The organism is Campylobacter sp. BCW_4321, assembly GCF_001763075.1.
GTDB lineage: Bacteria > Campylobacterota > Campylobacteria > Campylobacterales > Campylobacteraceae > Campylobacter_D > Campylobacter_D jejuni.
In genome coordinates this window covers 86917-99255 of the sequence record NZ_MJYA01000007.1, presented here as the reverse complement: position 1 = coordinate 99255, position 12339 = coordinate 86917, and the positions used below count along the sequence as shown (strand labels likewise).

Genomic DNA, 12339 nt, shown 5'->3' with positions numbered 1-12339 from the left:
TTCAATTTTGAATATGCGTTAAGATAATTTTAGTATGTGAAATTTTATCAAAAAAACTTACTTTATTATCACAAACTTGATAAAAAATTTCATAATTTTTTGCTTTTAAATTTTGCTCAAAACCACAATCAGTTTTTTCTAAATTTTTACCCCGCCATAAAGCATTTGCCTTTAAAATATCACTTAAAATATCATCATAATATACATTTTTAAAAAATTTTTGATTAAACACTTTTTTATCATAACACACTGCATTGATGCAAATTTTATCCTTGATTTTGAGTTCAAAAAAAGCTTGCCCTAGTTTATAAACTTCCAAATTTAAAGCATTATTTTCTTTTTTTAAAAAAGCTGCATCATTGATTTTTATCATAGGAGAAGCAATCAAAACCATCAAGCTTTGACTTGAAAAATTTTGATTTTTCACACTACAAGCACAAAGAAAAAAAACAAAACATAGAGCTAAACAATGTTTCAAATTTAACCTTATTTGAGATTTTTAAAACTGATATTTAACTCTAAATCAAGCTCTTTTACAAGCTTCATCACAGCTTGTAAATCATCGATTTGTTTTGCTACAACACGAATTTCTTCACCACGAATCGAAGAGTTAACTTTAAGCTTGCTATCTTTAATAGCTTTATTGATTTTTTTAGCATTTTCACTATCAATAGCATCGTTTGCTTTCAAATTTAAACGAAACATTGCTCCACTTTCACGAGAAAGCTCTTTAATAGCATTAGGATTAATTCCTCTTTTGATAAGTTTAGAAATCACTATATCTTTTAGAACATCAAGTTTTCCTTCACTAGAAGAACTGAGTTTAAAAATACTCTCTTTTTCGCTTAAATCAATCTCACACTTAATTCCTTTTAAATCATAACGACTATCAAGTTCTTTTTTAGCTTGTTCAAAAGCATTTTTTAACTCTTGCTTATCTAAAGCTGCTGAAATATCAAAACTATGTTCACTTGCCATTTTCTATCCATTCTTTTAAATTATTATAAACTATATCCATTAAAGCATTTAAAGCTTCCTTACTCGCCCATGCAACATGAGGGGTGATAATAAGATTTTCTTTATTTTTAATGCTTAAAAGCGGATGATTTTTCATCATAGGTTCAATTTCTAAAACATCAAGCCCTACACGAATATTTTTTTCATCTATGATTTTAGCTAAATCATTTTCATTGATAATCCCACCTCTTCCTACATTAATCAAAATCGCATTATCTTTTAAAAGCTTTAATTCTTCAAAGGTGAGTAAATTTTTAGTTTTTTCATTTAAAGGTGCATGGATACTTATAATATCGCAAGTTTTCAATAAATCTTTTAATTCCAAATGTACAAAATCTGCGTTTTTATTAGCTCCACTCGTAGAATAATAATAAATTTCGGCTCCAAAAGCCTTTGAAATTTTTGCCACTTCTTTACCTATAGCTCCTAAACCTATAATACCATGTTTTTTACCACTTAAGGTGTTTAAAATTCTACTATAATCTGTAAAAATAGAACTTTCACACCATTTACCCTCTTTGCTCCATTTGTCATAATAAAGCACTTGATTTAAAAAAGTAAACATAAACGCAAAAGTATGTTGTACAACACTCATGGTAGAATACCCAGCAGCATTTTTTACAATAATACCTTTTTCTTTAGCATACTCAATATCGATATTATTAACCCCTGTAGCAGTTTCTAAAATGAGTTTTAAATTTTTACAAGCATCAATCACATCTTTATCAATTACAACCTTGTTTGTCATGGCGACATTAGCATCTTTTAAACGCTCTATGGTTTGCTCTTTATTTGTTGTAGTATAAATTTGCAAAGAACCAAATTTTTCAAAAACACTTAAATCATAATCCCCTAAAGTTGCCGCATCTAAACAAACAATTTTCATTTTTCAATCCTTTATAATATGTCCTACAAATTTAGAATAATTATCAAGCACAAGTCCTCCTTTTCTAAATCCTAAGCCACACCCTTCATAAGCAAAGAAAACACCTGCTTGATAGTATTCGTTTTCACATGAATTAAACTCTACATATTCTTGATAAATAGCCTTATTATTCCCGTAAGGACCTACATTCTCATGCAAAGTTTTTCCATCTTTAATTATACTGATATTTGCACCTTCTCTACCAAAAACAGGTTTTTTAACATAATTTTTACCCTCTAAAGGAGTATCTTTTGTTTCTAAAAGTAATGGATGATTTGGATAAAGCTCCCATAAAATTTTTAAAATTCCCTTAGATTGAAATAAAAGCGTATAAGCAGGATTTAAAATAATCGCTCTTTGATTACGCATGATCTGAGTTAAAAGCATAGCAAGTTCACCCTCTTCTATAGCTATATCCTCCCAAGGAATAAGCTTAAACCAATACTCATAATTTTCACCCTCTTTAAAAATTCCTTCTTCACTAAATTCTACCTCATCTACAAAGGAAAAATTAGTTTGAAAACCTGCTTCATTGGCTATATGGGAAAGTAATTTTGTAGTGATTTCTTCTTCTTTGCTTCCTGCAACACTTGAAAAAAGAATTTTCCACCCTTGGTAATGCTCTTCAAACTCTTCAACACTTTCATCAAGGGTAATAAGTCTTTTAAAATTATCCATCAAACTTTCATAAATGCTATTAAATTGTGCGCTTTCATCCATTCCATTTTGTTTTAAAAGTGCCCATTGTAAAATCGCACTTTCAAAAAGAGCAGTAGGGGTATCAGCATTAAATTCTATAAGTTTTATAGGCTTACCATCAAGCCCACCCGCTAAATCAAAACGCCCATATAAATGCCAATGAACCTCATTTTCCCAACTCATTTTAATCGCATCAATAAGATTAAAAGGGATTCCAAGCTCATCAAAACGATCATTGTCAATCACTTCTTGCGCTGCAGCAATAAACATATCATAAAGCTCATTTACCGCTTCATAATAAGCATTAACTTCACTTTCCTTAACACAAACTAACTTATTGCTAATATAATCACTTCCATCTTCATCTGTATGCCAAGAAAAACCTATATTTTCTAAATAATCTTTTTGAAGTTTGTCTACTTGTAATAATTGCATTATTTATCCTTAAGAACCAAAAGAAGAACTAGAACTTGTGGCTTTAGAGCCTCCACTAAAAAAACCTGATTTTTTAGCACTTGAAGCGGAGCTTGTTGTACCTGCTTTATTAAAACTATTAACACTCCTTTGATAAGCACTTTGATTTGAAAAAGCACCGCGTTGTTGGTTGGCAAAATTTTGATTATTGAAAAGTTTTGAACCTATCCAACTTCCCAAAATAGCGCCTGCAGCACTTGCGAGTAAAGTTTCTCCCAAACTCAATCCTCCACTACTGATTTGTCCATTGTCTTTAGTTAAATTTGAAGTTCCATTATCAATTTTAGCTGCTTCTTCTTTAATCAAAGCATCCATTTCTTCTTTGGATAAAATTCTTTCTGTACCATTAAGATCTTTTAAAACTACCCTTGTTTCATCACTTGGATATTGATCTTTGATTTTATACTGCCCTGGAGCTGTTTCTTCGATAATTACAAAAGCTCCTTGAACATTAGCTGCTTGATTTAAAGTATCTGCATTGTCATTATTACTTCCACAACCTGCTAAAGCACCTCCAGCAACAGCTGCTAAACCACCTATCATACCAATTTGAATGATTTTTTTGATTTTTTTCATAAGTTTATCCTAAAAACAGAAAATTTAAATTAGAAATTTTAACAAAAAATAATAAATACTTTTTAATACCGAATGAAGATTTGTAGGTATAAAAAAAGCCCTTTCGGGCTTTTGGGTTAGAGTCTTGACTCGTAGCGTCTAAGCATATAAAGTCTTTTAAGCATTTTTTTGCGTGCTGAAATTTTTTGTTTTTTGCGAATTTCAGTCATAGGCTCGAAAAATCTTCTTGCTCTTACTTCAGTTACAACTAGATTTCTATCTACTTGCTTTTTGAATTTACGATACGCTTCATCAAAAGACTCGTTAGGATGCACCTTGATTCCTGGCACAGTCCTCACCACCTTTCATGTGTAAATTTTTGTTGTGAAATATAATTATAAAACACTTCTTATTAATTCTAACTTAGAAAGCATTTAAAAATTGTTTTAGTTTTTATCGGCTATAATCTTTAGTTACAAAGTGCTAAAAATTATAATTAAGGTCTAAAAATGCAAGGACACATTACAAACTATACAAAAAAACGATATTTTATATATTTAATTGCAAGTATTGTCATATTTGCTCTACCTTTCATAAGAATTAATGAAAATCATTTTTTTCTTTTAAGTTTTGATCACTCTAAATTAAACCTATTTTTTATTTCTTTTTCAACACAAGAATTTTATCTCATGCCTTTTATTCTTATATTTCTTTTTTTATTTATTTTTTTTATTACAACTTTAGGCGGAAGAATTTGGTGTGCTTGGAGTTGTCCACAAACGATTTTTAGAGTTATATATAGGGATATTATACAAACTAAATTTCTTAAAATTCGCAAAAATATTAATAATAAACAAAAAGAATATGAGGGACAATATTTTAAAAAATTTCTTGGAGTAATAATTTTTTATTTTATATCTTTAGTTGCTGTTAGTAATTTACTTTGGTACTTTATTCCTCCTGAAGATTTTTTCAATTATATTCAAAATCCTGGTGAGCATCTACTTTTACTTGGAGTTTTATTTTGTGCTAGCTTACTTTTTACTTTGGATATTACCTATTTACAAGAAAAATTTTGTATTTATGTCTGTCCTTATGCAAGAATACAATCTGTAATGTTTGATCATGATACAATGCAAGTGATCTACGATGAAAAACGCGGGGGTTTGATTTATGATGGACACATCAAACTTCATAAAAAACCGCCTGAAGGAGAATGCATAGGTTGTGAAGCCTGTGTTAGCATCTGTCCAACTCATATTGACATACGCAAAGGAATGCAACTTGAATGTATTAATTGTCTTGAATGTGCCGATGCTTGTTCTAAGGTACAAAGCAAATTTAATCGTCCAAGTTTGATCAATTGGACAAGTGCAAAAGCTATTGAAACGCGTTCTAAGGTTCATTATTTAAGATTTAGAACGATAGCATATTTTATAGTTCTTTTAATTGCTTTATTGGCTTTAATTATCATGGGAAGCAAAAAAGAAAGCATGCTTTTAAATATCAATCGTAGTAGTGAATTATATAATATTTCAAATGTTAAAGGTAAATTAGTCATTTCAAATGCTTATACCTTTTTGTTTCAAAATACAGATTCTAAACCTCATGAATATTATTTTACAGCAAATTTAGAAGGAATAAATGATGGAATTGAAATCATAAGACCAAACAAACCTTTTAAATTAAAAGCAGGAGAACAAGTTAAAAAAATAGTTGTTATCAAAGCTACAAAAAATTTAGCAAACAACGATAAAAAAGATATAATCTTTCCTTTACATATAAAAGCTTATGCAAAAGATAATGAAAAAATTTCGGTTTTTAGAAAAAGTATATTTGTATACCCCAAAAACACTCTTACAAAGGATAAAAAATGAACTCAAATAGAACACCATCACAAAAAGTTTTAGCTAGACAAGAGAAAATCAAAGCAGTGGCCTTAGAGCTTTTTTTAACAAAAGGTTACCAAGAAACAAGTTTGAGTGATATTATTAAATTATCCGGAGGATCTTATTCTAATATTTATAATAGTTTTAAAAGCAAAGAAGGATTATTCTTTGAAATTTTAGATGACATATGTAAAAAACATTTTCATCTTATTTATTCCAAAACACAAGAAATTGAAAATGGTACTTTAAAAGAAATTTTAACTTCTTTTGGTTTAACTTTTATAGAAATTTTTAATCAACCAGAAGCTGTAGCTTTTGGTAAAATTGTTTATTCTCAAGTTTATGATAAAGATAGACACCTTGCTAATTGGATAGAAAACAATCAACAAAATTTTTCCTATAACATACTTATGGATTTTTTTAAGCAACAAAATAATTCTTATATGAAAAAAAACGCAGAAAAACTTGCTGTTCTTTTTTGCACTATGTTAAAAGAACCTTATCATCATCTTAATGTTTTAATTAATGCTCCTTTGAAAAATAAAAAAGAACAAAAAGAACATGTTGAATTTGTTGTAAACGTTTTTCTAAATGGGATCAATGGTTCCAAAGCTTAAAAAATAATTTTATTAACCAAAATTAAGATATAATTAGCCAAAAATTTTTGTAATAAATATTACAATTTTTAATTTAATTTTTCAAGGCAAAACCATGAAATTATTTCAAAACAATACTATTTTAACTATTTTAGCTTTAAGTGTTGTGCTTTTACTCACTGCTTGTAGCAAAGAAGAAGCACCAAAAATACAAATGCCGCCTCAACCTGTAACAACAATGAGTGCTAAATCTGAAGATTTGCCACTTAGTTTTACTTATCCTGCTAAACTTGTCAGTGATTATGATGTTATTATAAAACCTCAAGTTAGTGGCGTAATAGTAAATAAACTTTTTAAGGCTGGAGATAAGGTAAAAAAAGGACAAACATTATTTATTGTAGAGCAAGATAAATTTAAAGCTAGCGTTGATTCAGCTTACGGACAAGCTTTAATGGCTAAGGCAACTTTTGAAAACGCGAGCAAGGATTTTAATCGTTCCAAGGCTCTTTTTAGCAAAAATGCAATCTCTCAAAAAGAATACGACTCTTCTCTTGCTACATTTAATAATGCAAAAGCTAGTCTAACAACTGCTAGAGCACAACTTGCAAATGCAAGAATTGATCTAGATCATACCGAAATAAAAGCTCCTTTTGATGGTACTATAGGAGATGCTTTAGTTAATATAGGGGATTATGTAAGTGCTTCAACAACTGAACTAGTTAGAGTTACAAATTTAAATCCTATTTACGCAGATTTCTTTATTTCAGATACAGATAAACTAAATTTAGTCCGCAATACTCAAAGCGGAAAATGGGATTTAGACAGCATTCATGCAAATTTAAATCTTAATGGAGAAACCGTTCAAGGCAAACTTTATTTTATTGATTCCGTTATAGATGCTAATAGTGGAACAGTAAAAGCCAAAGCTGTATTTGATAACAACAACTCAACACTTTTACCGGGTGCTTTTGCAACAATTACTTCAGAAGGTTTTATACAAAAAAATGGCTTTAAAGTGCCTCAAATAGCTATTAAACAAGATCAAAATGATGTTTATATTCTTCTTGTTAAAAATGGAAAAGTAGAAAAATCTTCTGTACATATAAGCTACCAAAACAATGAATACGCTATCATTGACAAAGGATTACAAAATGGCGACAAAATCATTTTAGATAACTTTAAAAAAATTCAAGTTGGTAGCGAAGTTAAAGAAATTGGAGCACAATAATGTTTTCTAAATTTTTTATCGAAAGACCTGTTTTTGCTTCAGTTGTTGCAATTATCATTTCTTTAGCTGGAGTCATCGGTCTTACAAATTTACCCATAGAACAATATCCTTCTTTAACTCCTCCTACGGTTAAGGTAAGCGCAACTTACACAGGAGCTGATGCACAAACCATTGCTTCAACGGTTGCAAGTCCTATCGAAGATGCAATCAATGGTGCAGATAATATGATTTATATGGATTCAACTTCAAGTTCTTCAGGAACTATGAGTTTGACTGTCTATTTTGATATCGGCACAGATCCCGATCAAGCCACTATAGATGTTAATAATAGAATTTCAGCTGCAACTGCAAAAATGCCAGATGCAGTTAAAAAACTTGGAGTAACTGTTAGAAAAACTTCTTCAGCAACACTTGCTGCAATTTCTATGTATTCAAATGATGGTTCAATGAGTGCAGTGGATGTATACAACTACATCGCTTTAAATGTTTTAGATGAGTTAAAAAGAGTTCCGGGAGTTGGGGATGCAAACGCTATAGGAAATCGTAATTATTCTTTAAGAATTTGGCTAAAACCTGATTTATTAAATAAATTTGGAATCACAGCTACTGATGTAATTTCTGCGGTTAATGACCAAAATGCTCAATACGCAACTGGTAAAATTGGCGAAGAGCCCGTAATTCAAAAATCCCCTTATGTTTATTCAATCACTATGCAAGGAAGACTACAAAATCCTAGCGAATTTGAAAATATTATTTTAAGAACAAATGATGATGGATCATTTTTAAGACTTAAAGATATAGCTGATGTAGAAATAGGATCACAGCAATACAGCTCACAAGGACGATTAAATGGCAATGATGCAGTTCCGATTATAATCAATCTTCAATCAGGGGCAAACGCATTGCATACAGCAGAACTTGTCCAGGCTAAAATGCAAGAACTTTCAAAAAATTTCCCAAAAGGTTTAACATATAAAATTCCTTACGACACAACAAAATTTGTGATAGAATCAATCAAAGAAGTAATTAAAACTTTTGTTGAAGCTCTAATTTTAGTTATCATTGTTATGTATATGTTCTTAAAGAATTTCCGTGCAACGCTTATTCCTATGATAGCAGTACCTGTTTCATTATTAGGAACTTTTGCTGGACTTTATGTTTTAGGCTTTAGTATTAACTTGCTTACGCTTTTTGCCTTGATTTTAGCTATAGGGATTGTTGTAGATGATGCAATTATAGTTGTGGAAAATATCGATAGGATTTTACACGAAAATGAACAAATAAGCGTAAAAGATGCTGCTATCCAAGCGATGCAAGAAGTTAGCTCTCCGGTTATTTCAATTGTTCTTGTACTTTGTGCTGTTTTTATACCCGTTTCTTTTATATCAGGTTTTGTTGGAGAAATTCAAAGACAATTTGCCCTTACCTTAGCAATATCTGTAGCCATATCAGGTTTTGTTGCTCTTACTTTAACACCTTCTTTATGTGCACTCTTTTTACGACGTAATGAAGGAGAGCCATTTAAATTTGTAAAGAAATTTAATGATTTTTTTGATTGGAGTACTTCTGTATTTAGCACAGGAGTAGCATATATTTTAAAAAGAACCATTCGCTTTGTTTTAATTTTTTGTATTATGCTTGGGGCAATTTTTTATCTTTATAAAGCTGTACCAAGCTCTTTAGTTCCTGAAGAAGATCAAGGTTTGATGATTGGCATTATTAATCTTCCTTCGGCTTCAGCACTTCATAGAACAATCTCAGAAGTTGATCATATAAGTCAAGAAGTTTTAAAAACCAATGGAATTAAAGATGCAATGGCTATGATAGGATTTGATCTTTTTACAAGCTCATTAAAAGAAAACGCTGCTGCAATGTTTATAGGCTTGCAAGATTGGAAAGATAGAAATGTGAGTGCTGATGAAATCGCCATGGAACTTAATAAAAAATTTGCTTTTGATCGCAACGCTTCAAGTATATTTATAGGCCTACCTCCTATACCTGGATTAAGCATCACAGGTGGTTTTGAAATGTATGTTCAAAACAAAAGTGGAAAAAGTTATGATGAAATACAAAAAGATGTAAATAAACTTGTTGCTGTAGCCAACCAAAGAAAAGAACTATCAAGAGTAAGAACAACCCTTGATACAACTTTCCCTCAATACAAGCTTATAATTGATAGAGATAAATTAAAACACTACAATCTTAACATGCAAGATGTTTTTAACACAATGAATGCAACTATAGGCACTTATTATGTTAATGATTTTTCTATGTTAGGCAAAAACTTCCAAGTAAATATCCGTGCAAAAGGTGATTTTAGAAATACACAAGATGCATTAAAAAATATTTTTGTAAGATCAAACGATGGAAAAATGATACCACTTGATTCTTTCTTAACTTTACAAAGAAGTTCAGGGCCTGATGATGTAAAACGATTCAACCTTTTCCCAGCGGCACAAGTTCAAGGTCAACCCGCACCAGGTTATACTTCAGGTCAAGCTATAGAAGCGATTGCTCAAGTAGCAAAAGAAACTTTAGGGGATGATTATTCCATAGCTTGGAGTGGATCAGCCTATCAAGAAGTTTCTAGCAAAGGAACAGCAAGCTATGCTTTTGCTTTAGGGATGATATTTGTCTTCTTAATTCTAGCTGCCCAATATGAAAGATGGCTTATACCTTTAGCAGTTGTAACAGCTGTGCCTTTTGCGGTATTTGGATCATTTTTATTGGTATATTTAAGAGGATTTAGCAATGATATATATTTTCAAACAGGACTTTTGCTCTTGATTGGACTTTCAGCTAAAAATGCTATCTTGATCGTAGAATTTGCAATGGAAGAGCGCTTTAAAAAAGGCAAAGGAGTTTTTGAAGCAGCTGTTGCAGCAGCAAAACTTCGTTTTCGTCCTATCATAATGACTTCTTTGGCATTTACTTTTGGGGTCTTGCCAATGATTTTCGCAACAGGAGCAGGAAGTGCTTCAAGACACTCTTTAGGAACAGGGCTTATTGGTGGAATGATCGCAGCATCAACTTTAGCGATATTCTTTGTGCCTTTATTTTTCTATCTTTTAGAAAATTTTAATGAATGGCTAGATAAAAAAAGAGGTAAGGTTCATGAATAAAATAATTTCAATTAGTGCTATAGCAAGTTTTACTCTTTTGATTTCAGCTTGCTCTTTAAGTCCAAATTTAAATATTCCCGAAGCAAACTATAGCATTGATAATAAGTTTGGAGCCTTATCCTGGGAAAAAGAAAACAATAGCTCTATCACAAAAAATTGGTGGAAAGATTTTGATGATGAAAATTTAAATAAAGTGGTTGATTTAGCACTTAAAAATAATAATGATTTAAAACTTGCCTTCATACACATGGAACAAGCTGCTGCTCAATTAGGTATAGATTTTAGCAGTTTGTTGCCAAAATTTGATGGTAGCGCAAGCGGTAATCGTTCAAAAACAGCTATAAATGCTCCAAGCAATCGAACCGGGGAAGTAAGTTACGGTAATGATTTTAAAATGGGGCTTAATTTAAGCTATGAAATCGATCTTTGGGGAAAATATCGCGATACATATCGCGCCTCAAAATCAGGCTTTAAAGCAAGTGAGTATGATTATGAAGCTGCAAGACTTTCTGTTATTTCAAATACGGTTCAAACTTATTTTAATCTTGTAAATGCTTATGAAAATGAAAATGCTCTTAAAGAAGCCTATGAATCTGCAAAAGAAATTTATAGGATTAATGATGAAAAATTTCAAGTTGGCGCTGTAGGTGAATATGAACTTGCTCAAGCAAGAGCCAACTTAGAAAGTATGGCTTTGCAATATAATGAAGCAAAATTAAATAAAGAAAATTACCTTAAAGCTTTAAAAATTTTAACTTCAAATGATTTAAATGACATACTTTACAAAAATCAAAACTATCAAGTTTTTAATCTTAAAGAATTTGACATTCCAACTGGAATTTCAAGTACCATCTTGCTTCAACGTCCAGATATTGGCTCTTCTTTAGAAAAATTAACTCAGCAAAATTATCTTGTTGGAGTAGCTCGCACGGCTTTCTTACCTAGTCTTTCTTTAACAGGATTATTGGGATTTGAAAGTGGGGATTTAGATACCTTGGTTAAAGGAGGTTCTAAGACTTGGAATATAGGTGGAAACTTTACTCTGCCTATTTTTCATTGGGGTGAAATTTACCAAAATGTAAATTTAGCTAAGCTTAATAAAGATGAAGCTTTTGTAAATTATCAAAATACTTTGATTACTGCTTTTGGAGAAATTCGCTATGCTTTAGTAGCTAGAAAAACTATACGCTTACAATACGATAATGCACAAGCAAGCGAACAATCTTACAAAAGAATCTATGAAATTGCTAAAGAACGCTATGATATAGGAGAAATGTCTTTGCAAGATTATTTAGAAGCACGTCAAAATTGGCTTAATGCTGCGGTTGCTTTTAATAATACTAAATATTCTTATGCTAATTCCATAGTAGATGTAATCAAAGCATTTGGTGGAGGATTTGAGCAAAGCGAAGATATGAGTAAAAATATAAAAGAAGAATCAAAAAATTTAGATATGTCTTTTAGAGAATAGTTTATTCTATTCTCTAAATAAATTAAAAATCTTTGTCTAAATCTGCATCTGTAATTTCATAAGCCTTGTAAATAGCAGGCAATAATTTTCTTATAGCATAATCAAAATGATAAAATTGCCTATATACCTCTTCTGGATTTAAATTTTTAGCATTCTTAAAATCAAATACTTCAGTATTATTGATTTTGGCAATATTTTCATCAAAATAAGAGTAAAACTCTGCTCTTTGTTTAAACAAAGCATTTAAATTTTGAACAATTTTGGCTTTATCCATTTTATATCCTTTTTAAATAATTTAAAAACTTAATCCCATTTTTTATTTAAGAAATAAAAAATTTACTCCTATTTTAGCTAAAAATTGAT

11 protein-coding genes and 1 pseudogene are annotated in these 12339 nt (G+C 30.5%); 5 read left to right on the top strand and 7 right to left on the bottom strand.

Translation table 11 applies throughout. The annotated features are described in order from the left end of the window. Position 1: 1 nt before the first annotated feature. The 6 genes from AJN58_RS01380 to rpsU form a co-directional block, all read right to left on the bottom strand. Positions 2-478 carry a hypothetical protein gene (locus AJN58_RS01380; RefSeq protein WP_044778510.1) on the bottom strand — a complete coding sequence of 159 codons (477 nt, stop codon included), beginning with the start codon at positions 476-478 and terminating at the stop codon, positions 2-4. Positions 479-486: 8 nt separating this feature from the next. Beyond that, positions 487-978 carry a YajQ family cyclic di-GMP-binding protein gene (locus AJN58_RS01375; RefSeq protein WP_002854188.1) on the bottom strand — a complete coding sequence of 164 codons (492 nt, stop codon included), beginning with the start codon at positions 976-978 and terminating at the stop codon, positions 487-489. Beyond that, complete coding sequence (locus AJN58_RS01370; RefSeq protein ID WP_070233642.1) at positions 968-1903, bottom strand: D-2-hydroxyacid dehydrogenase; 936 nt, start codon at positions 1901-1903, stop codon at positions 968-970. Before AJN58_RS01370 ends, AJN58_RS01375 begins: the two co-directional genes overlap by 11 nt. Before the next feature lie 3 nt (positions 1904-1906). Next, positions 1907-3076 (bottom strand): glutathionylspermidine synthase family protein, encoded by a 1170-nt coding sequence (locus AJN58_RS01365; protein WP_070233643.1) that lies wholly within the window; start codon positions 3074-3076, stop codon positions 1907-1909. A gap of 9 nt (positions 3077-3085) precedes the next feature. Next, positions 3086-3691, bottom strand: a complete 606-nt coding sequence (locus AJN58_RS01360) for a UPF0323 family lipoprotein (RefSeq protein ID WP_002870776.1) — start codon at positions 3689-3691, stop codon at positions 3086-3088. 116 nt (positions 3692-3807) lie between these two features. Continuing rightward, complete coding sequence (rpsU, locus tag AJN58_RS01355) at positions 3808-4020, bottom strand: 30S ribosomal protein S21 (protein WP_002780697.1); 213 nt, start codon at positions 4018-4020, stop codon at positions 3808-3810. Positions 4021-4179: 159 nt separating this feature from the next. Here rpsU and ccoG point away from each other — a divergent pair. The 5 genes and pseudogenes from ccoG to cmeC all read left to right on the top strand — a co-directional run bounded on the left by ccoG (position 4180) and on the right by cmeC (position 11976). Beyond that, a pseudogene (gene ccoG, locus AJN58_RS01350) lies at positions 4180-5557 on the top strand (cytochrome c oxidase accessory protein CcoG). Further along, on the top strand, positions 5544-6176 hold the full coding sequence (cmeR, locus tag AJN58_RS01345) for a multidrug efflux system transcriptional regulator CmeR (protein WP_002861132.1): 633 nt from the start codon (positions 5544-5546) through the stop codon (positions 6174-6176). Before ccoG ends, cmeR begins: the two are co-directional and overlap by 14 nt. A gap of 94 nt (positions 6177-6270) precedes the next feature. Next, complete coding sequence (cmeA, locus tag AJN58_RS01340) at positions 6271-7383, top strand: multidrug efflux RND transporter periplasmic adaptor subunit CmeA (RefSeq protein WP_070233645.1); 1113 nt, start codon at positions 6271-6273, stop codon at positions 7381-7383. Continuing rightward, on the top strand, positions 7383-10505 hold the full coding sequence (gene cmeB, locus AJN58_RS01335; RefSeq protein ID WP_079860145.1) for a multidrug efflux RND transporter permease subunit CmeB: 3123 nt from the start codon (positions 7383-7385) through the stop codon (positions 10503-10505). Before cmeA ends, cmeB begins: the two co-directional genes overlap by 1 nt. Beyond that, positions 10498-11976, top strand: coding sequence for a multidrug efflux transporter outer membrane subunit CmeC (gene cmeC, locus AJN58_RS01330; protein ID WP_070233647.1), 1479 nt, complete (start codon positions 10498-10500; stop codon positions 11974-11976). Before cmeB ends, cmeC begins: the two co-directional genes overlap by 8 nt. A 22-nt stretch (positions 11977-11998) precedes the next feature. Here the strand turns inward: cmeC and cmeU are convergent, their stop codons facing one another. Next, positions 11999-12250, bottom strand: a complete 252-nt coding sequence (cmeU, locus tag AJN58_RS01325) for a CmeU family protein (protein ID WP_002861128.1) — start codon at positions 12248-12250, stop codon at positions 11999-12001. Positions 12251-12339: the final 89 nt, after the last annotated feature.